This window comes from Paraburkholderia aromaticivorans (genome assembly GCF_012689525.1).
GTDB lineage: Bacteria > Pseudomonadota > Gammaproteobacteria > Burkholderiales > Burkholderiaceae > Paraburkholderia > Paraburkholderia aromaticivorans_A.
Map to the genome: position 1 here is coordinate 551,185 of NZ_CP051514.1, position 18,933 is coordinate 570,117.

The 18,933-nt window shown below is 60.8% G+C and carries 20 protein-coding genes and 3 pseudogenes; 12 read left to right on the forward strand and 11 right to left on the reverse strand.

Annotated elements, in window-relative coordinates:
- Positions 1 to 77 precede the first annotated feature (77 nt).
- From HF916_RS02460 to HF916_RS02485, 6 genes and pseudogenes are all read left to right on the forward strand, one after another.
- On the forward strand, positions 78 to 332 hold the full coding sequence (locus HF916_RS02460; protein WP_168787688.1) for a hypothetical protein: 255 nt from the start codon (positions 78 to 80) through the stop codon (positions 330 to 332).
- A gap of 399 nt (positions 333 to 731) precedes the next feature.
- Positions 732 to 1,169, forward strand: a complete 438-nt coding sequence (locus HF916_RS02465) for a response regulator (protein WP_168787689.1) — start codon at positions 732 to 734, stop codon at positions 1,167 to 1,169.
- 544 nt (positions 1,170 to 1,713) lie between these two features.
- On the forward strand, positions 1,714 to 2,391 hold the full coding sequence (locus HF916_RS02470; protein ID WP_168787690.1) for an HAD family hydrolase: 678 nt from the start codon (positions 1,714 to 1,716) through the stop codon (positions 2,389 to 2,391).
- 226 nt (positions 2,392 to 2,617) lie between these two features.
- A pseudogene (locus HF916_RS02475) lies at positions 2,618 to 2,877 on the forward strand (4Fe-4S dicluster domain-containing protein); the annotation flags it as partial.
- 296 nt (positions 2,878 to 3,173) lie between these two features.
- Entirely contained in the window at positions 3,174 to 4,220 is a 1,047-nt protein-coding gene (locus HF916_RS02480) for an alpha/beta fold hydrolase (protein WP_168787691.1), read from the forward strand.
- 82 nt (positions 4,221 to 4,302) lie between these two features.
- Positions 4,303 to 5,229, forward strand: a complete 927-nt coding sequence (locus HF916_RS02485) for an NAD(P)/FAD-dependent oxidoreductase (RefSeq protein ID WP_168787692.1) — start codon at positions 4,303 to 4,305, stop codon at positions 5,227 to 5,229.
- A 31-nt stretch (positions 5,230 to 5,260) separates the two neighbouring features.
- Here HF916_RS02485 and HF916_RS51380 read toward each other — a convergent pair whose 3' ends face one another.
- Positions 5,261 to 5,383 (reverse strand): hypothetical protein, encoded by a 123-nt coding sequence (locus HF916_RS51380; RefSeq protein ID WP_277352266.1) that lies wholly within the window; start codon positions 5,381 to 5,383, stop codon positions 5,261 to 5,263.
- Between the two features lie 114 nt (positions 5,384 to 5,497).
- On the opposite strand from HF916_RS51380, the gene HF916_RS50205 reads away from it, so the two are divergent.
- Positions 5,498 to 5,902, forward strand: a complete 405-nt coding sequence (locus HF916_RS50205) for a hypothetical protein (RefSeq protein ID WP_240975308.1) — start codon at positions 5,498 to 5,500, stop codon at positions 5,900 to 5,902.
- 71 nt (positions 5,903 to 5,973) lie between these two features.
- On the opposite strand, the gene HF916_RS02495 is transcribed toward HF916_RS50205, so the two are convergent.
- The 8 genes from HF916_RS02495 to HF916_RS02525 all read right to left on the reverse strand — a co-directional run bounded on the left by HF916_RS02495 (position 5,974) and on the right by HF916_RS02525 (position 10,384).
- Entirely contained in the window at positions 5,974 to 6,291 is a 318-nt protein-coding gene (locus tag HF916_RS02495; RefSeq protein WP_168787693.1) for an H-NS histone family protein, read from the reverse strand.
- A 78-nt stretch (positions 6,292 to 6,369) separates the two neighbouring features.
- On the reverse strand, positions 6,370 to 6,606 hold the full coding sequence (locus tag HF916_RS02500) for a hypothetical protein (RefSeq protein ID WP_168787694.1): 237 nt from the start codon (positions 6,604 to 6,606) through the stop codon (positions 6,370 to 6,372).
- A gap of 41 nt (positions 6,607 to 6,647) precedes the next feature.
- Positions 6,648 to 7,223 carry a hypothetical protein gene (locus tag HF916_RS02505; RefSeq protein ID WP_168787695.1) on the reverse strand — a complete coding sequence of 192 codons (576 nt, stop codon included), beginning with the start codon at positions 7,221 to 7,223 and terminating at the stop codon, positions 6,648 to 6,650.
- Between the two features lie 381 nt (positions 7,224 to 7,604).
- Positions 7,605 to 7,835, reverse strand: coding sequence for a hypothetical protein (locus HF916_RS50210; protein WP_240975309.1), 231 nt, complete (start codon positions 7,833 to 7,835; stop codon positions 7,605 to 7,607).
- A 198-nt stretch (positions 7,836 to 8,033) separates the two neighbouring features.
- Positions 8,034 to 8,237: a cold-shock protein gene (locus HF916_RS02510; RefSeq protein ID WP_168788961.1), complete on the reverse strand. Its 204-nt coding sequence runs from the start codon at positions 8,235 to 8,237 to the stop codon at positions 8,034 to 8,036.
- A gap of 490 nt (positions 8,238 to 8,727) precedes the next feature.
- Entirely contained in the window at positions 8,728 to 9,291 is a 564-nt protein-coding gene (locus HF916_RS02515) for an Hsp20/alpha crystallin family protein (protein ID WP_168787696.1), read from the reverse strand.
- 205 nt (positions 9,292 to 9,496) lie between these two features.
- Positions 9,497 to 9,904: an Hsp20/alpha crystallin family protein gene (locus HF916_RS02520; protein ID WP_168787697.1), complete on the reverse strand. Its 408-nt coding sequence runs from the start codon at positions 9,902 to 9,904 to the stop codon at positions 9,497 to 9,499.
- A 24-nt stretch (positions 9,905 to 9,928) separates the two neighbouring features.
- On the reverse strand, positions 9,929 to 10,384 hold the full coding sequence (locus HF916_RS02525) for an Hsp20/alpha crystallin family protein (RefSeq protein WP_168787698.1): 456 nt from the start codon (positions 10,382 to 10,384) through the stop codon (positions 9,929 to 9,931).
- 240 nt (positions 10,385 to 10,624) lie between these two features.
- Here HF916_RS02525 and HF916_RS02530 point away from each other — a divergent pair.
- A pseudogene (locus HF916_RS02530) lies at positions 10,625 to 11,005 on the forward strand (hypothetical protein); the annotation flags it as partial.
- A gap of 263 nt (positions 11,006 to 11,268) precedes the next feature.
- On the opposite strand, the gene HF916_RS02535 reads toward HF916_RS02530, so the two are convergent.
- Entirely contained in the window at positions 11,269 to 11,844 is a 576-nt protein-coding gene (locus tag HF916_RS02535; protein WP_168787699.1) for a response regulator, read from the reverse strand.
- Positions 11,845 to 12,110: 266 nt separating this feature from the next.
- Here HF916_RS02535 and HF916_RS02540 point away from each other — a divergent pair, with 266 nt between their 5' ends.
- The 3 genes and pseudogenes from HF916_RS02540 to HF916_RS02550 all read left to right on the forward strand — a co-directional run bounded on the left by HF916_RS02540 (position 12,111) and on the right by HF916_RS02550 (position 14,635).
- Positions 12,111 to 13,340 carry a sensor histidine kinase gene (locus HF916_RS02540; RefSeq protein WP_168788962.1) on the forward strand — a complete coding sequence of 410 codons (1,230 nt, stop codon included), beginning with the start codon at positions 12,111 to 12,113 and terminating at the stop codon, positions 13,338 to 13,340.
- Positions 13,341 to 14,010: 670 nt separating this feature from the next.
- Positions 14,011 to 14,424 (forward strand): DUF2934 domain-containing protein, encoded by a 414-nt coding sequence (locus tag HF916_RS02545; RefSeq protein ID WP_240975311.1) that lies wholly within the window; start codon positions 14,011 to 14,013, stop codon positions 14,422 to 14,424.
- A gap of 17 nt (positions 14,425 to 14,441) precedes the next feature.
- Positions 14,442 to 14,635 (forward strand): annotated as a pseudogene (locus HF916_RS02550) (cold-shock protein).
- A 279-nt stretch (positions 14,636 to 14,914) separates the two neighbouring features.
- Here the strand turns inward: HF916_RS02550 and HF916_RS02555 are convergent.
- Positions 14,915 to 17,299, reverse strand: coding sequence for a hybrid sensor histidine kinase/response regulator (locus HF916_RS02555; protein ID WP_168788963.1), 2,385 nt, complete (start codon positions 17,297 to 17,299; stop codon positions 14,915 to 14,917).
- Between the two features lie 191 nt (positions 17,300 to 17,490).
- Between HF916_RS02555 and HF916_RS02560 the strand changes: the two genes are divergently transcribed.
- Positions 17,491 to 18,621 (forward strand): sensor histidine kinase, encoded by a 1,131-nt coding sequence (locus HF916_RS02560; RefSeq protein WP_168787701.1) that lies wholly within the window; start codon positions 17,491 to 17,493, stop codon positions 18,619 to 18,621.
- Positions 18,622 to 18,933: the final 312 nt, after the last annotated feature.

The window sequence follows — 18,933 nt, forward strand, 5'->3', positions numbered from 1 at the left end:
GACCATGTTCGTTTTCCTCGGGAGAGCAAATACACGAGCATCCACCATCAAGTAGCCACAAATTGCAGGAGGGCTTCATGTTTCGGACCACGCCAGTAATTGCCAGCAAAATCGTTGGCGGCGAAAACATCCACGCTGAATTTCTGAGTGACACGGGACGATTGCGAATTCTCGGTGGAGCGATAGTTCGGGCAGAATGGTTTCCACCCCATTCCTGGTTCGCTATTGCATCTGTCGCGGGATACAGCCGATGGGGCAACCGCCCTGACGAGACCGACTTGCTGCGCCTTATCGATGACTTTCTAAGGATGCCGGTGGGACCGGCTGAATGAGCGGGACGTTCAATATGCGGTTGCGGGCATCGAAAGCCCCGGTATCGTCGCGCGGCCTACGCAGTACCCCGGTCGTGCGGCGCACCAACGCTCAGAGGTTGATGCGTCTCTCTCAAGTTGCCTTCGGATCTGAAGAATTCTGCCGGCAACGGGTTCGGGAATGCTTTCCAAGCCGTTCGCCGCTGAAGCGTGCCCCCGCGGTCGCCACTTCGGCGTAGTCGATTGTGAGGAGGCGCGGGCAGTCCCGACGTCCACAGCGAACTGGACAGAACAACATCAGCAACGAGTTCAAACCAGGGAGCCTGAGTCCGGTGTCGACGGCATCGCCTCCGGGCATCTCAGTCTTCGCGCCACGGTATGGTTGTTGCGCCGGTTGATTAACCGCTCCGGACGTTTCCAATGCCAACCATTCTCCTGGTCGATAACGAACCCGACATCCTGGCCGCTATGCGAATGGCTTTGGAATGGCGCGGATACCGGGTACTTCTGTCGGAAGACGGCAGTACGGCGCTAGAAAAGGCTGGCAGGAATTTGCCGGACCTCATTGTTACGGACTGCAGCATGCCGGAGATGGACGGTGTCGAGTTGTGCCGACATCTCAAGTTATACCCAGCGCTTATGACAATACCGGTAATTATGGTCTCGGCGGCGGCGCAGCCTCACCCGCAGCCGGCCCTCTGGAACGCGTTCTTGCTTAAACCCGTAAACCTCGATGCATTTGAGTCTACGGTGGAATTGCTGCTGTTATCGCGACCGTTGCGTGAAACGCTTCGGCCGTTGTGTTCCGACCGCGCAATGTCGCGGTGGCAACCGGTATCTTCGGAATTGATATCCTGAGTTCGCGGAGGGCAGCCGTCCGGGCGCAACCAGGCTATATGTCGACAGACGGCGGTCGCACAGAGACAGTTCTATGGAGCGCCGCTGTTCTCGCATCGGCGAAACCTGTGCGCGATGAGGGAGCAGAAACGGAAGCGAACCAAGACAAATCAAGGATGAGTTGCATGCCCCGCACCAATACAGCCCACAGCCACTGCGCCGTACCGGATGTTGTGCTAGCGAGCTTCGCGGCACCCGCGGAGCCGGTCGCAGGCGTCGCATTGCATTTCGCCCGCCTGGGTGACGGTCTGTAACCAGCCGGCGGACAGGTCTGCAAGCAGAGAAGGTGAAGTAGACGGCGCCATTGCGATGCTCCTGATTGGACTTGATGAGTTGCAAACGAGTTGCTTCGCTAGACGTAAGCCGGTGCGGGCGGTCGAAGATGGATCAAAGTCACAGTCGACGAAGCAGAAAAACCGGCCCAGGAGTGAGGGTCCAGTGGGTATGCGCCTTGCGTGCCGAGTGCTGCGACAGCGCACCGAGCTCTTACCTGGAGTAATTCGCCATGATCAAGGCTGCGGTCTTCGATATCGACGGAACGCTGGTCGATTCTGTCGATCTGCATGCGAGCGCCTGGCAAGAGGTGTTCGCCCGCTTCGGGCATAACGTCACGTTCGAGCAGGCACGCAGCCAGATCGGCAAGGGTGGCGACCAGCTTCTGCCGGTTTTTCTTTCCTCCGCCCAGCGCGAGGACTATGGCGACGCGTTGGAAAAATGGCGCGGCGAGCGATTCACAACAAAGTACCTGCCGATGATTCGCCCGTTTTCGGCGGTGCCGGATTTGCTACGTCGCGTTCACGACGGCGGCCTCAAGGTAGCGGTGGCGTCGTCGGCTAGAAAGGAGGAACTCGAAATCTACCTGGATATCGCTGGAATTTCGCAGCTGGTCGACCAATCCACATCGTCGACCGACGCGGAGAAGTCGAAGCCGGCACCGGACATCTTCGAAGTGGCGCTCAAAAAACTGGGGATCGCCGCGACCGATGCTGTGGCGATAGGCGATACGCCGTACGACGCGCAAGCGGCCGGGAAAGCCGGGATGCAAACCATCGGCCTGCTGTGTGGCGGCTTTACGGAGGGCAGTCTTCGAGCTGGCGGCTGCGTGGCCGTGTACCCCGGACCTGGGGCATTGCTGGCCTGCTTCGACGCGTCGCCGCTCGGAGCTGGGATGCAGCCAGAATAATCCCGCGTCGCGGCGCATTAGCGGCATCTTTAGTCGTCCGAATATAGACAACGGCCAAACGGTCGCCAGTTGTCGGGCTCGTCGCGATCGGCGCCTCCGGCCTGGAGATTTGTCACGAGTGGTCGTCGAAGTTTCGACATTGACAGGTACGACCCGGATGTCGATAGTCATCCGCGTCTGCAGCAGTATTCGATCGAACTCGGCCCGGCTGACCGCGTGCAGAACAGCATGCTGCTCGACTGCGTGTCCGTTGTATGGGTGAATCCTGACAGGTTCGTCGGCCCCGCGGGTCTGCTACAGGCTTACCGCCTCATTGTCGACTCACGCGACGAAGCCACCGCTCAACGCCTCGACAATCTGGAGGATCCGTACCGGCTGTTTCGCTGCCGCACCATCATGAATTGCGTCGTCGTCTGTCCGAAAGACTTTAATCCTGCCCGCGCCATCGGAAATATACGGTCGATGCTCACGTGCAGATCTGTTTGAATGCAGCCCTTTGCCGATCTTGCGTGGACGTTCGCATCAGTTTGAAAATTTGACGCGTATCCGTTGTATGCCGCGTGCTGTAGTCGACGGTACGCAAGCGATCGCTCGTTACGGACGGCACCGCTGCCAGGGCGCGGTCGCGGCATGAACGTTGCGCGCCTGAAGAAAGTTGGGAGTCTATGTTGGCCGCGCGAATCAGCGCGACCGAATCATCGAGTATCTACGGGCTACGGCAGGGCGGCCGGTCTTCTCCACGAGCAGATCGTCCTCCGTCCGTGGCCATTACAGGAGAAATCATGAGTCGCGCATTCAGCAAGGTCGCTGTTTCCCCGAAAACGGTCGGAGCGCTCGCAACTGCCGCAGCCGTCAGTGCGCTGTGGGTTCAATATCGTGCGCGTAGAGCCGAACGCGATAATCCACCAATCGGGAGCTTTGTCGAGGTCGACGGAATACTGCTTCATTATGTCGACAAGGGCGAAGGACCTGCCGTCGTGCTCTTGCATGGCAATGCGGTGCTACTTCAGGACTTCGTTGGTAGCGGCCTGATCGATCGGTTAGCCGAGCGGCACAGGGTGATCGCGTTTGATCGGCCGGGCTTCGGTTACAGCGGGCGACCACGCGACCGTCTCTGGACCGCGCAGGCGCAGGCCGCCCTCATTCAACAGGCGCTCACGTTGCTGGGCGTAGAGCAACCCGTCGTGCTCGGACATTCGTGGGGCACGCTGGTCGCGCTTGGCATGGCGGTCGGCGGCGCCGCTGGCGTGCGCGGACTCGTGCTGGTGTCCGGTTACTACTACCCGAGCGCGCGCGCCGATGTCGCGCTCGCCGCGCCGGCGGCACTTCCCGTGCTCGGGGATGTCTTGCGCCATACCGTATCACCGCTGACCGCTCGCCTGTTGCTGAAGCGCAGCGTGGAAGTGATGTTCGCTCCGGCGCCCATGCCAGCCGACTTCTTCGATGTCATTCCTCGTGAGATGCTGCTGCGTCCCGTGCAAATCAGGGCCGAGGCCGAGGATGCCGCGTTCATGATCCCGGCCGCAGCGCAGTTGCGTGCTCATTATTCCGACCTGAAGATACCAGTCAGTATTTTTGCCGGCGCGAAGGACAAGGTCGTCGACCCTGAATCGAATTCAGTCCGGCTGCACGGCGCGGTGCCTCTCAGCACAATAATTGTTGCTCCCGAGGCCGGGCATATGGTGCATTACACGGTAGCCGGTGAAATCGTGGAGGCAATCAATGGGATGACCGCCGGGCTGCATGAGCAGTCCAGAGCTGGCGATGCCACCATCGGCGACAGGTCATCTGCAACTGAAATGTTGGAGGATGCACCAGTGACGACCTGACTGGCAGTCGCTCGCGGCCTGTAGCGAGCGGTTGGCTGAAGCGTGCCGTGATACTCATTGTGCTCAGGATGGATGCTTTCCGATGAATGGTTCGATCGACTGTGTAATCGTAGGCGGAGGGCCGGCCGGCTTGACCGGGGCACTTTATCTTGCTCGCTATCGCCGAACGATGCGAGTCTTTGACACCGGCGAAAGTCGCGCGCGGCTTATCCCCGTTGCGCGTAACGTGCCAGGCTTTCCGACGGGCATTAGCGGTGAGGCCTGGCTGGCGAACCTGCGCGAGCAGCTCACGCCGTACCACGTGGCGCCCGAACATGCCAAGGTGGAGGCCATCAAGGCTGTCAGCAATGGTTTCCGGATCGACTACCGTCCAATACGAGGCGGTGACGCACAACCAGCGCGTCCGGTGTATGCCAGGCGTGTTTTGCTCGCCGCGGGCATACGTGACGGACTGCCGTCGGTGCCCAACGCGGATGAGCTGACACGCTCCGGCCTGTTCCGCCTCTGTCCGATATGCGACGGTTATGAGAATGAAGGCAAGCGCGTCGCGATGTTGGGACCGGCGAAGTGTGCGCTATCGCACGCCGTTTTCATGCGGACATTTTCGCGCGACGTGTCTGTGGTGGCCTCCGACCTCCACGCCCTATCGGACGCAGAAGTGGATTCGGCTGCCGCCAGTGGCGTCAGTTTGATCGCGCTATCGAGACTCGAAGCACCTCAGGGCGCTGACCGGGCAGTGCAGATCATCGGCCTGGGCGGAGTGATTCACCGTTTCGACTCGGTCTATCCCGTCATGGGTTGCCATCCTCGGACCGACGTATTGGGACTTGAAGTGGAGCGCGACGAGGACGGAATGGTGAGAACTGACAAGCATCAGCGTACCAGCATTCAACATCTCTACGCGGCCGGCGACATCGTCAATACCCTCAATCAGATCAGCGTCGCCTCAGGCGAAGCGGCCATTGCCGCGACGGCGATTCATAAGAGCCTTCCACACAACGCACGTTAGAGCGCCTGCGAATTGCGCGGGCTGAGGCGCGTCAGCGCCGCGGCTCCGGGTCCGTTATTTCCGCTGCGATGTAGCCGTGGTTAGTCATCGCCACCAGCGCGATACCGGCGATCATATTGCCGGTCAAGGTGAGCGGGAAGAATAACGACTGCATGAGCGCAGGAGCCGCGGTGACTGCGACGCCCTATGTCGAGTTGGACGCCCCCGCTCGAAACACTGGAATCGGGCCATGACACGACGCGGATGCTGGACGCCGTGGATCCGCTCGATGAGCTACGTACCGGTCTTCACGATCCGGAAGGCCTGCGCGTCGATCTGCTGCGCCTGCTCAGGATTGCCCACACGGCTCGTCAACGGCGCCGGGCTGATGGTCAGCGCGCACGATAAGCCATTCGTTGATCAGATCGCGGACGTAATCGATCAGATCGACCGATACGTTGCCGATCTGCTGGCGATTGGTGACGTACTGCAACCGTTAGGGGCACTGCGTCCTGATGGCACGGATTGTTTCAACGGCGGCCGAGCTGCTCGCCGACCGGCCAGGATGTTTGCCGGTAAGCCGGATGTCCTGCTCGACGCTAACCAGGCACTACCTGCCGGCAGACACATTGTCATTCCCTCGCCGTTAATCTGGGCGAGAGCAGATATGTCGTGGTGTTTTTCGGACTGTTGATCAATGCGAGCGATCGCGGTCATTCGATCGGCGACGATCAGACACAGAATCCGAAAAATGCTAAGGGTGCTCTAACGGGGGGCCGACCGCGCGAGTGGACTGCCTGCGAATGGGTCGTTCGTCCAGTCCGCACCTGCTCGCAAAGATGGTTTGGAAACGGAACCTAACGACAATTCAAAGTGCCCGATGGACTGTCCCGCACTGATTGCCTGCTTCAGCCATTGAGGCATCGGCCCTTCGCCGCTCCAGCTATCGCCATTCGCGCTACGGTAACGGCCAGCTTCAGGCGCGGCCGCGAGTGCGGAGGCCAGATCATCCGGGCTGATGCCGAAGTCCTCCATGCGGTGACGGAGATAGGCAATCATACTGTCCCGCTTGCGTTCATCCATGAAACCTGTTTCCTTGTAAATCGGTTCTCTGATTCGCGTGCGACAGGCAGGTCCGCTCGCCGCGTTGCCGGTGTCAAACTATTCGCCAGGGCCGAGGATGACGTCGATGGACGCCTGGCCAGCGATCTCCGCGACGAAGTAAGCCCAACGACTCGAAAACGGGCCGCCGTGAACTTTTATCCGCTGACCTGCCGCCGCCACTCCCGGCGCATGAGTCGGCCCCTCTATGCGGAACCACGCGTCAAACATGTCTTCGGACGTGGGCACCAGCTCAATATAAATCTCGAGCCCGCGATACTTCACCGTTCTTTGCATACTGTTCCTTCACATTCCACAATGTGCCTCGGGACTCCGCGTCAAAGGCGCTGAACCGCACCCACGTAGGTCCCTGTCGCATCCCTCAGCTGCTGCGCTGCGGCCTGCACGGGCGTTGGCAGCTCGCTTAGTGCAAGTTGGGTGACAGCACTGTCCAGCCGCCTGCGAAGTTCTATCACGAGATCCATGACACTGGCATCACCGACACGCCGGCGATTGCTCTGCCTGGAGCCGACCAGTGAGCAATCGACAAGACGGTCAACCTTGCGGAAGTAGGCCTGGGTCGCCAGACGGTGCCTTGCATGGAGCGAGGCGATATTCGACTTTGAAAGGCAATCCTTAACAACCTCGACATTCATGCCAAAATGAATCTGCAGCGCGTCGGCAGCATCCGCCCGGTGAAAACACGCCACCTGATCGAACAGCGTCTCGCCATCTCCGTCGATCAGATCAATCCAGACCTCACCGTCTTCGATCGCCTTTCCCGACGGATGAATCACCCGTTCGTCCTCATTGGCGGCAGCGAGCAACCGGTGGCCGTCGACATCATCAACCGGCATTTCGAAAACCTCGACCAGTTCGCCGCTTACCGCGACCTGCATGACCAGTAACGCCATCTTTGCTCCTTGTGTTGCGATTGACGGGAATAGCGTTGTGCCGATCAGGCGACCAGATCCCGTGATCCGGTTGAGTGACGTTCTGGTGGGCGCGAGCTCTGGCACCCTTGAGGCGCTCGTTGCGACGCTGTGCGAAACAATACGATTGGTGCGGGTGTGGCAGGCATCGTGTGTCGTGAGGCGCATCATACGGCGGACATTCTGCGCGCCAATCTGTGACGACACCAGGAGTCGTCAAAGCGGTGTCGCCTGAATGACACCTGTCCATCCGGACGGAGGTGCTATGGCTGTGTATCGTTGCGATCAGACCGGTACTGCACCAACGGCCAGTCGATTCCCGACGCCGTCCATCCTGCCGCTACCACGAAGGATGAGTGTCGACTAACCGCGACTGTCGACCCAGTCACGTGCCCAGGTCGTAGCGCGTCCCAGGGCCTGCGTTTCGTTATCGAAATAGTCGAGCGCGTGGAACTTGTAGGAGACCGGATCTGCGTCAAGGGCGTCACCCCTTACCAGCATAAGGTTGGCGGCAAACCAGCCGTCCGGTAACCGATGCGCAGAGGGGGAGACTGAATAACCGTTGTAATGGTGAAGATGTTTATTATTTTGCATAAGCGATAACCGGGCGCCACCCGCACGACATTCATGCCGTACAAGCGTAATAAATAGAAAATGGGGCGAGACAGATCGTGTCGAAAAGACAAATGATGCGCACGTTGAACTCGGCGATCAGATCGGGAGCGCATGGCTCCGCGAGGATACTAGTCAGGCAAACATGCAAAGGGCCGGTAAACCGACCCCAGGGATACGTTACAGCGGCGAGATATTCGCGGCCTGCATACCCTTCGGGCCGCGCTTTGTCTCGTAGCTCACCTTCTGGTTTTCTGTGAGCGTCTTGAACCCATCGCCACGCACTTCCGAGAAGTGAGCGAAAAGATCGTCGCCGCCAGCGTCAGGAGTAATGAAGCCAAAGTCTTTGCTATCGTTGAACCACTTGACAGTACCGGTATCCATGAGAATTCCTTGAGATAAAATAATAGCCCCGTTGCGGAGCGACAAAAACTTCAAGGAAGAGGAGAGGATAACGAGTACCGCACAGAACAGGCGGCAAGTGGTGATCAGCAATCGGGCTTCTTGAATATTCCGAAGGTCACGGTATAGCGACCGAGCAATAATGTCAACGCTTTTCGCGCTTCGCCCTGCCAAGGCAGCCGGGAGAGATTCAGCCCGTGGTTCCCAGAATGACAGACGGGCGCCCTGTCGGACGCGCGGAGGAATACTGGCTTCGCGCGCTGGAGCAGCATCTGCGGGAGTGGGCTCACGTGCCCTGGGCAGGATGGGCGTCCTGAAGCGCGGGCCGACGAATACTGGCACCGGACGCAACTTTGAGGCGCAATGATCGCCGCGAGTCCCTTGACCTGACCCGCGGCGATCACTATCCATCTTCAGAAGCGTGAGCTATTTCCCTCCGTTCACTTTGCAATCGCAAGAGGGCCGTCCGACGCTAGCCAATATCGATCGTGCGGCTGGCAGATCGCGAGGGCTCATATTTGGGTACGGTCAATGTAAGCACGCCCTTGTCAAACTTTGCGAGAGCATGGTCGGGGTCGGCGTTTTCAGGCATCGGGATCGTGCGCGTGAAGGCCCCGTATGCGCGTTCCAGACGATAGCAGCCGTCCTCCTCACTGTGCACGTCCTGCCTTTTCTCGCCGCGCAGCACCAGTGCTCCGTCCTCGACGCCGATGGTCAGATCCTCCCTCTCCATGCCTGGCAGCTCGACGGTTACGCGGAGTATCGTCCCCTCGTCCACCACGTCGATGCGCGGCTGGAAACGCGATGAGCTGAAGTCGCCGAACCATCGTTCGAGCGTGCCGCGCACTGCGAACGGATCGAGAAAAAAATCCTCCATCGCACGCAGGGAATCACGCGAGAAAAGTCGCTGGATGTCGGGCCACGTGGCATGCCCCTGCTCGCTAGCTGCCTGACTCTCCGGGCTGTTCGTGTCGGAATTGCCCACTGTGCGGCGAAGAAATTTGAAAGGGTTCCACTTTCTCAGGTCGTTGTTCATCGTATCCACCTCGAAGGTCTGACAGGAAACTGGATCTCCCTCTGCGTCACAGTGCAAAGCTTCTGCTTACGTGGCTGGACCGCGACTCGCGAGGGGCCACCATTTTTCCATTACGTTCTGCATCCGCGCCTCTATAACGCAGGTGATGGCGACCTCGCGGCCGCCACCGCTTTTTTCTCCTGTCGTCGTTGCTGATCGTCCGGGCTCAGCCTGTCTGCACCTCGATGCGTCGCGGCCTTGCTTCGTCGCGGCGCGGAACGGTCAGTTTCAGCACGCCGTCCTGCAGGTTCGCGTCGATCTTCGACGTGTCGAAGTCCGGGCTCAGCGCAAACGCACGCGCGAATCGCGGTTCACGGATCTCGGCGTGCTGCAGCCGCAGACTGGCGGGTGTCGGCACGACCGCTTCGGCCTCGATATACAAATTGCCGTCGTGCACTTTCACCTCGAGCTTGTCTTTCGTGACGCCCGGCAGGTCCGCCCACAGCGTGATGCCGTGGCTGTCCTCGAATACGTCGACTGCGGGTGTGAGCGTCATCCGCCGCGCTGGCTGGTCCCCCTCGCGTCGTGCTGCCGGTTGCTGGTCGCGTTCAGCAACCTGTGTCCTGTCGTTCATGGCTTGCTCCTCGAATAAGTGGCGTTACTGGACGGTGATGGCCCGCGGCTTCGACGCTTCGCGCTTGCCGACGGTAATCGACAGGCAGCCGTTGGTGTAGCGCGCCTGTACCTTGTCGGGATCGGCATTCTGCGGCAGTTCGATCACGCGGCGAAACGCACCGCTGAAGCGCTCCTGCGCGTAGGTGCGAACGTCGTCGCGGATTTCACCACTGGCGTCCGGGCGCGCCGGCTTGCGCTCGCCCGCAATCGTTAACAACCCCTTGTCAATCGAAACGTCGAGTCCAGCGGCGCTCAGGCCCGGCGCGAACGCGACAATCTCGATCGAGTCGTCGGTCGCTCCGATGTTGACGTACGGGAAGTTAGCGCCGGAGCGGCCGGAGCGGATGCTGGACGGGAAGCCGCTGAATAGGGTCGCCATTTCGCGTTGCAGACGGTCAAATTCACTGAGCGGGCTGGTTCTCGAATAAAAGTCACTCATGGTCGTATCCTCCTCGAAAGGGGCATGGAGGCGAACGGGCTTACGCGCTCCAGTCCGCCTGCCAGCTGCTGGCAAACAAATCGAAACACGCAGCGCGCCTGATGCCACAAGCGCGTCTGCCTGAGCGAAATCCAAGATAGGCATCCCGGAGGAAATTTCAAGGGGGAAATTTGGGTCTTGAAAACCGCATGCCGGCTCCCCATTGTCGCGAGGCATGGCAACGACCAACTGGAGGACATCATGGAATTTAATTCTGACTGGCTCACGCTGGGAAGGCACCGTGTGCGGCTGCGCTCGACCGAAGGCTTTCCGACTGAAACAATGCGCAGCGTCGCGGAGGTCGTGAGGCTCGCAATCGATAACAACATGAGTGCGCGCGCGCGGCTGGTCGAGATCGTCTTCCAGCAGAACCAGACCTACGATATCGCCGTCGGCACGACCGTGGTGGAAGACAGCGTCTGTGCGCCGCAACTCGAAGCGGCGATGTCGGTGGTGCTTGGCCTGCCGACGGAACAGGTGAACGTCACCGTGACGACGGTCAACCAGGAGGAAGTCGACCTGCACTTCGGCGTCTATGAGCGCATGCTCGCCGAGAAGCTGGGCGTTGTGCCGCCCATCCAGTGGTTGTCGGGCTATTGCGCTGCACCGCAACGGCGGCCCCGGATCAGTCAGTGCGTCGAATAAGCCACGGATCAACTCCATCGCGTCAGACAGGAGCAGCATCATGCAAAAACGCTCACACGCACTGCTGGCGTCGGCTGTTCTGGCCGCGGGCTCGGCGGCTGCGGCGGCCGCTGAGCCCCCCTGAAAACTCTGCCGTCGCGACAGGACATCGGGATCACGTGCACGATCCAGCGGGGGCCGGACCGAACACGCCGGGGCGACTATACGTTGCTCCGGCTGGAGCGTCCGTCAACCTCGCCCTGTATCGGCAAGATCGTGACCGATATCGTGCCCGGCAAAGCCGGCGTGCAGGGGCGTGAATTCTCCGGTGTTACAACGTGAGTTACGTGATTCGAGCCGACAGCTTCGCGGACCGCGAGACGGCCGTTCGGGCCGTCGCGAAATCGACGTTGGGCGTGTGATGTACTATCAACGCCCCGCACATAACCTTCTACCGTAGTGAGAAAAACCTGCATGGGCACCGGCTTCTGAAGGCAGGCATTCCAGGCGGTGCCCCCTGCGGTAGCCTCATTTCCCGGGGGGGGAGCCGACGTATGGACGAGAATGGGCACCTGTGCCAGGTTCGGCTGCGTGCGCAGACGGCGACAGAGTTCGGCGCCGCCCATCACGGGCATCATCCAGTCCGTGATGACCAGGTCAGGTACGCGTTGTCGCATCAATTCCAGTGCCTCCGCACCGTTGGCGGCGCAACGCACTTCATACCCCTCTGCGTGCAGTATCAGATGCCACGCCGCAAGCAGGTCGGGCTCGTCGTCGACAAGCAGGATTGAACACATGAAAATCTTGCCCCAGCTTACGCGCTCGGTGCCCCGCGACCGATAAGCAAGGCGTGTTCCATCGACGCGATTGAATGATAATCACATGTGCGGCGGTACAGGCCAGTACATCAGGTCGCCACTGCGACGGCACGGATTCGCGGGTTTCTCCTTTGCCGCGTCAAATTCGGGGCCGTCCTCCTATTGCGCGGTTTGGGAGAGCCCCGGCGGGTGCTGTATCACCACGCGCCCGCTATGTTGAAACACTTACCTGCGGACACGAAATTATGACTGACACACAAACAGCGCCGCTTCGCAGTTTTGCCGGGTTTCTGCGTCGGGAACGGACCACGCTGACCGAAAAATGGATGAATGCCGTGTCCGGCGACGCGGGCCTGGTCGAGGCCGACAAGCTGACGTACGATCAACTCGCTGATCATTTGCCGGAAATCCTGGACGGGATCTGTAGTGCGCTCGACGCGCAGGATCTTGAACAGGCAGAGCCGGCGATCGAACGCGACGCCCGCACGCATGGAATGGTTCGCTGGCAACAGGGCTATCGCATCGATGAACTCGTTCACGAGCTGGATCTGTTCCGGCACGTGCTGGCGGATGCGGCCGAGACGTTCGCCGAATCGGATGACGCGTTCACGAGGCGCCACGAACGGCGTGCCGGGCGGCTGATCGATGAAGCGCTCGGCTTCGTCACCGTCACGTCGATCCGGGAAGTGGTCACGGAGCGCGACCGGAAAATTGATGGATACACCGGCAGTCTGGAGCGGGCAAACCTCGAACTGACATTGAAGCAGCGGTTGGTGAGCGACCTTTACGAATCGCGCATGCAGATTACCCGCAGTGTGGCACACGACCTGCGTAACTTCCTGAACGCATTCTCCATCGCGCTGCAGCTGATTTCACGCGCGCCATCGAAAGCGGAAGCCGGACTGGCGATGGCCACCCGGCAAGCCGCGGACATGAAGCAGCTGGTGGACGACATGGTCGAGTACTCGGTGGTGCTGGGCGACAGCACCCCGCTTGCGGTCGAGCCATTCGACCTGCGCGAACTCTTTGACGAGCTGGTCGGGGCCTGCCGGCCCGCTATCGTGGCCAAAGGCTTACGTCTGTCTACCTGCTTCGACGCGGACATGCCAACGGTGCTGTCGAACCGCATCAAGGTGAAGCAGGTGGCGCTAAACCTGCTGTCGAACGCGACAAAGTACACGAAAGCCGGTGAAATCGAACTGGCGATGGGCCGCCACGGCGAAGGAGCCTGGTATCTGCGCGTTGCCGACACCGGGGTGGGCATTGCGCCGTCGGACAGAGACCGCGTGTTCGATGAATTTGAACGGGCTGCGGCCGACGATATACCGGGCGTCGGCCTTGGTCTGGCGATCGTCAAGGAACTTTGTCGGGTCCTTGAAGGCAAGATCCGCTTTGATACACGCGAAGGGCTCGGCACGACCTTTGAGATCCGCTTCTCCTTCCGGCACAGTGCCTCCCTGGATTCGCGCCACTGAACGTCCGGGGATCGGTTCGATATGCATCCGGAACCAACCAGACGCGAACCACAGCGTCCCCTCGAAAGCGCGTATCTACAACTTCCAGGACGCTCGGTGCCTTCGGGGTCACGCTGCGTCCTCGGGCAGCCAGCAGCGGTCTTGCGGCGCATCTGCAACGCATTCCGCGCCGCTGGTAGCCGTACGGTTGCTTCATGTCGAATTTACAGCAACGCGCGACTAATCAGTGCTCAGATTGCGTTCGCTTGATTCCTGTTAATGACCGCGTGATTCCGCCACCAGGCAGTTTTTCTCCAGTCAAGCCAGATTTTTGGGATAGCTGTCTTCCGAGATGCATCACTGCACGCGTTCGGATTCGCGAACGGGCACGGCGTTTCTTAATTGCATCGATCAAGCATGGAAATTGCGCAATAACGCCTGCGGCGAAAAGCTGGAAGGACTTCGTCACGGCGTACTGCAAAGGCCCTTGGTGCGGTGTGCGTATCAGCCCGAGCGGCGCCAGAGCATTCGCGTGACAGGCGGATCGCGCCGGGCGGTTTTGCCTCTGCCAGGCCGGGCAGGCCGGTGTTCAACTATAGAGTCGAGCCACCACCCCTACATCAAACGCACAACACCAGGAAGACAGTCATGACTGAGCGATTGGTTGACATTAATAGATCGTAGCGGCGCAGTGCTGCACACGTATCCGATTACGCTGAGCGGATCGGGCAATGCCTCCGACGATTCCGCCTATCAGGCCAAGGCCCTGGAAGCGGCAGCGCACGGCCGGCTTGTGCCGGACGCTGAACTCGGCACCCTGACAGCCAGGATGCGCACGGCTCGGGGCGGTCAAATGGCGCCCTACGGCGACGACCTTGAGAAAAATTCGGAAACGAAGCCGGGGTTGGACCAGGCTGTCCGCGAACGCGCTTACCTGCTCTGGGAGAAAGATGGACGCCCCGATGGGCGCGCGGAGGAGTACTGGCATCGGGCTCTCGACCAGCATCTTCGGGAGCGGGCCTACGTTCTGTGGCAGCAGGAAGGAAGTCCCGAAGGGCGACAGGGTGAATACTGGCGTCGGCTTGTCGATTTCCAGGCGGATTGATTCCTGGCGGCCCGGGAATGTCGAGGGCGTTCAACGATAGCAAACGGCCTTGGCTTCCCGCTGCTCCTGGCGCTGGCGCAACGATCTCTTCGCTCATTTCTCGGAAGTTTGGGGCGACGGCTTTAAGACGCTCGCAGAGAACCAGAAGGCGAGCTACGAGACAAAGCGCGGCCCGAAGGGTTTGCGGGCCGCGAACATTTCGCCGCCGTAACGTATCTCAAGGGCCGGTCTGCCGGCCTTTGCTTGACTAGCATCCTCGCGGAGCCACGCGCTTCCGGTCTGATCGCGGCGTTTCCCCCGGATGCGGCTGAAACCGGATACCGGAATCCGGACAGACGACGCGCTCCTGACGGCAACCCGCTTCCCCGGATAGGGAAGCAGACGCAATGCGGTTGGACGTCAGGCCCAGGCGAAGCACCACTGCAGTTCTCGCAGCACATGACCGCCGTGCATGCAACTCCGGCGTTGCGCGCAATGGCGATCAATCCCGTCAACCCTTGTCCGTGCGCGGGGTGCTACCCGACTGCAGTGCAACACGCAACTGGTCAAGCGTATAGGGCTTGCGCAGCGCCGACCAGTTGAAGGGGAATTGCTCGTGGTCGGGGATTGCGTTTCCAGAAGCGAAGATAATCTGGAGCTCTGGACGAATGGCAAATGCGCGCTGTGCGAGTTCTATGCCTGACATGTCGGGCATGACGACGTCTGTGAACAGTATGTCGAAGTCGTGGGCTTCGATCGCGTTTAAAGCCGCCGCTGCGTTTTCAGCGCGCTGCGGGCTTATCCCGATCAGCATGAGAAGCTCACACACTGCGTTTAGCGACGCGGCGTCGTCTTCAACGACAAGCATGCGCAAGCTCTCCGGGTGCCAGACAGACCCGGCGCCATCATCTGGGTGCGTACCAGCCGCACCGGCCTCGATCGCGTCGGTGTCGCTGTTTCCCAGCACGTGCCGCACCTTGAAGGCGAGCTGCTGACGACTGTATGGCTTGCTCAGCAGTTCCACGCCGGGATCCAGCCGGCCACCATGCACGATCGCGTTCTGTGTATAGCCCGACGTGAAAAGCACTTTCAGCCCCGGCAGAATCTCGACCGCTCTTCGAGCCATCTCCGGGCTGCGCAGCGCTCCCGGCATCACCACGTCCGTAAACAGCAGATCGATATGTACGCCACTCGCAATGACGGTCAACGCCTGCTCCGCATCGTTGGCCTTGAGCACCGCATAGCCGAGACCGGTAAGAAGTTCGACGACAGTCGATTGAACCTTCAAATCGTCCTCGACGACCAGGATAGTTTCGTTGCCGTGTTTCAGGGTGCCCTGTGTGCGCGCCTCTGTTTCCACCGCCGTGCCGGTTGAGCGGGGCAGATAGATCCTGACGGTCGTCCCCTCGCCGACTTCGCTGTAGAGCCGGATGTGGCCGCCACTCTGCTTGACGAAACCGTAGGCCATGCTCAGCCCGAGGCCGGTGCCGTGACCGTCCGCCTTGGTGCTGAAGAACGGATCGAAAGCGCGCTCCATCACCTCCTGGGTCATACCGGTTCCGGTGTCCGTCACGGCCAGCATCACGTACTGTCCGGCGGAGACGTCATCGAGTGACGATACGTAGTCGTCATCAAGCGTCGCATTGGCGAGTTCAAGAGTGAGCTTGCCGCCATCCGGCATTGCGTCGCGCGCATTGATCGCCAGATTCAGGATCACATTTTCCAGCTGATGCGGATCCACAGCGGTGTTCCACAGGCCGCCCGCAACCACGGACTCAATCTCGATCGTCTCACCCAACGCCCGTCGCAGCAGGTCGTCGAGAGCCTGAAGCAGACGCGAAGGTTTGATGACGACGGGTGCCAGCGGTTGCTGGCGTCCGAAAGCAAGCAGCTGAGAGGCGAGCTTCGCACCCCGGTCGACGGCGTCGATAGCGTTACCCAGGCGCTCGGCGCTCCAGCCGTCGCGGCCATGCCTGCTTTCAAGCAGTTCCAGATTGCCCCGTAGCACCTGCAGCACGTTGTTGAAATCATTCGCCACCCCGCCCGTGAGTTTTCCCAATGCTTCCATTTTCTGCGACTGGAACAGCGCCCTTTGGGTTTGCTCAAGCAACTCGCCTGCGCGCCGGCGCTCGGTGATATCGCGTGTGACTTTTGCAAATCCGACCAGCTTGCCGTCTTCGTGGATGGCGTCGATGACAACGTGCGCCCAGAAAGGGCTTCCATCGCGCCTCACGCGCCACCCCTCCGCTTCAAAGCGTCCCTCGCGCCTCGCTGTCTCCAGGCCCCGGAAGGGGACGCCGGCCGCCACATCCTCCGGCGTGTAAAACCGGGAAAAATGCGAGCCGATAATCTCGCTTTCGGTGTACCCCTTGATCCGGCGCGCCCCGGAGTTCCAGCTTGTAATGTGCCCATCGGGCGTCAGCATGAAGATGGCATAGTCGGTCACGCCCTGAACCAGGAGGCGGAAGCTTCGTTCGCTCCTGAGCACCGCGTCGTGAGCGGCCCTCCTGTCGCTGACGTCCTGAACCACCTTCCCGAAGCCGATAAGCTGGCCCTGGCTGTCGCGCAGGGCCGTCATTACGACATTTGCCCAGAACGTTGTCCCGTCCTTGCGCACGCGCCAGCCCTCCACGACGTAACGCCCCGAATCGGCTGCGGCCCGGAGCGCCACCTCGGGCGCGCCGGAGGCGCGCTCCGCTTCCGGATAGAAGACAGAGAACGGCTGGCCTACAATCTCCCCGGACCGGTAGCCCTGGATGCGTTCACCGCCCGGGTTCCACGTCAGCACGACGCCTTGCGGCGAGAGGGCGCAGATTGAGTAATCCTGGGTCGATTCGGCCCATAGCCGGAGCCAGACAGCACTGAACTCGCCGGGGTCAGGGTTAGCGTGGTTCATCTGATCAAGGTTTGTTAGCGCCAGTCTGGTCGACGCGCCGGGATTGAAACGAGTCACAGGTCGCAGCAATTGCCGGGCCCGAACGGGTCCGGCGGCGGCGCAGACATGGCGATCGGACTTGCGCCGGATCGGGTACGATAATCCGGTCCGGGCCGCCTGCCTCCAATCGGTACCTTATCTTCGGAGTAGTCATGCGCCTCGCGCAATTCATCTCAAACGAAATGGAAGCGATCGTCGCGGAATGGGAAAGCTTCGCCGCCACGTTGCTGCCCGTGGCGAACGATATGTCGTCTCTGGAACTGCGCGACCATGCCCGCCAGATCCTCGAGGCGGTCGCCAGGGACCTGTCAACGCCACAGACGAGACAGGCGCAGGTCGACAAATCGAGGGGTCTTGCGCCCGCAGCCGGGCCGCGGGAAACGGCTGCACAGACTCATGCCGTGCTGCGCGCCCGGCGCGGCTTCGATATCAACCAGCTGTGCGCGGAGTACCGCGCGTTGCGCGCTACCGTGCTGCGGCTGTGGCTGGAAAACGGCAGGGTGCAACCGCTTGAACTGGACGACGTCATCCGGTTTAACGAAGCGATCGATCAGGCGCTTACCGAGTCGGTAAACTTCTTCAGCAGTCAGGTTGAGCGGTCGCGCAATCTTCTCCTGGGCATGCTCGGGCATGACATGCGCAGCCCCCTGCAGACCATCCAGATGACTGCACATCATCTCGGGAAACTTAACAATGGCGAGGACGTTTCCGCCGCCGCGGCCCGCCTGATCAGGAGCGGCAACCGGATGCAGGCACTGCTCGATGACATGGTGGACTTCAGCCGCACAAAGCTCGGGCTCGGTATCCGGGTGGCGCCGACTCCGGTCGATGTTGCAGCCCTGGTCGACGACGAACTGGACCAGCTACGGGCGGCGCACGGAACGCAGACCGTGGAACTTGAAGTGACAGGCGAAACCGCGGCACTTTGGGACGGCCGGCGCGTCCAGCAGATGCTCGGCAACCTGGTGGGAAATGCGATCAGGTATGGGGAGCCAACGGCCGCCGTGCAGGTGGCTGTCAGCGGAGGGGACCGGGAGATATCCATCGAGGTGAGGAATCGGGGACCCGCAATACCGCCGTCCGCCCTTTATCGCATCTTCGAACCGCTTGAACGCGGTCCGGACGCGCAAAATCGGACCGGCTCGAAGGACGGCCTCGGTCTGGGACTCTACATCGCGCGGGAGATCGCGCGCGCTCACGGCGGCGAAATACAGGCACACTCCGACGACACCGAGACCGTATTTACGGTTCGGCTCCCTCGCACGTGCTGTCCGCCTGACTGAGCATGCGGAATTATGGACCCCTGGCGCGCGAACCCGCTTACGTGAAACTCGCGGGCCGGGACGCAATCGCGAGCTGCCGCATAGTCAAATGACGCCGACGTGCGGCTGGTCCTGCCAACTCCATTGTTTTGGGCGACTGCGGGCTGGGGTGAGCGCTAATCGTCCTGGTGGTCAAGGTCTTTGCTTGATGAATTAGACCCCTCCGTGTCAGGTTCCGCTGTCTGATCCTTGCCGGAGGCGGTTGTAGAGACGTCGAGCTGGTCCAACGCCTCGTCAATTTTTCTGTTGTCGCCGCCGTCCAGCGCCCGTTGG

Coding starts and splice junctions, on each gene's coding strand:
- HF916_RS02460 (WP_168787688.1), top strand. CDS start 78: ATGTTTCGGACCACGCCAGTAATTGCCAGCAAAATCGTTGGCGGCGAA.
- HF916_RS02465 (WP_168787689.1), top strand. CDS start 732: ATGCCAACCATTCTCCTGGTCGATAACGAACCCGACATCCTGGCCGCT.
- HF916_RS02470 (WP_168787690.1), top strand. CDS start 1,714: ATGATCAAGGCTGCGGTCTTCGATATCGACGGAACGCTGGTCGATTCT.
- HF916_RS02480 (WP_168787691.1), top strand. CDS start 3,174: ATGAGTCGCGCATTCAGCAAGGTCGCTGTTTCCCCGAAAACGGTCGGA.
- HF916_RS02485 (WP_168787692.1), top strand. CDS start 4,303: ATGAATGGTTCGATCGACTGTGTAATCGTAGGCGGAGGGCCGGCCGGC.
- HF916_RS51380 (WP_277352266.1), bottom strand. CDS start 5,383: ATGCAGTCGTTATTCTTCCCGCTCACCTTGACCGGCAATATGATCGCC.
- HF916_RS50205 (WP_240975308.1), top strand. CDS start 5,498: ATGAGCTACGTACCGGTCTTCACGATCCGGAAGGCCTGCGCGTCGATC.
- HF916_RS02495 (WP_168787693.1), bottom strand. CDS start 6,291: ATGGATGAACGCAAGCGGGACAGTATGATTGCCTATCTCCGTCACCGC.
- HF916_RS02500 (WP_168787694.1), bottom strand. CDS start 6,606: ATGCAAAGAACGGTGAAGTATCGCGGGCTCGAGATTTATATTGAGCTG.
- HF916_RS02505 (WP_168787695.1), bottom strand. CDS start 7,223: ATGGCGTTACTGGTCATGCAGGTCGCGGTAAGCGGCGAACTGGTCGAG.
- HF916_RS50210 (WP_240975309.1), bottom strand. CDS start 7,835: ATGCAAAATAATAAACATCTTCACCATTACAACGGTTATTCAGTCTCC.
- HF916_RS02510 (WP_168788961.1), bottom strand. CDS start 8,237: ATGGATACCGGTACTGTCAAGTGGTTCAACGATAGCAAAGACTTTGGC.
- HF916_RS02515 (WP_168787696.1), bottom strand. CDS start 9,291: ATGAACAACGACCTGAGAAAGTGGAACCCTTTCAAATTTCTTCGCCGC.
- HF916_RS02520 (WP_168787697.1), bottom strand. CDS start 9,904: ATGAACGACAGGACACAGGTTGCTGAACGCGACCAGCAACCGGCAGCA.
- HF916_RS02525 (WP_168787698.1), bottom strand. CDS start 10,384: ATGAGTGACTTTTATTCGAGAACCAGCCCGCTCAGTGAATTTGACCGT.
- HF916_RS02535 (WP_168787699.1), bottom strand. CDS start 11,844: ATGTGTTCAATCCTGCTTGTCGACGACGAGCCCGACCTGCTTGCGGCG.
- HF916_RS02540 (WP_168788962.1), top strand. CDS start 12,111: ATGACTGACACACAAACAGCGCCGCTTCGCAGTTTTGCCGGGTTTCTG.
- HF916_RS02555 (WP_168788963.1), bottom strand. CDS start 17,299: ATGAACCACGCTAACCCTGACCCCGGCGAGTTCAGTGCTGTCTGGCTC.
- HF916_RS02560 (WP_168787701.1), top strand. CDS start 17,491: ATGCGCCTCGCGCAATTCATCTCAAACGAAATGGAAGCGATCGTCGCG.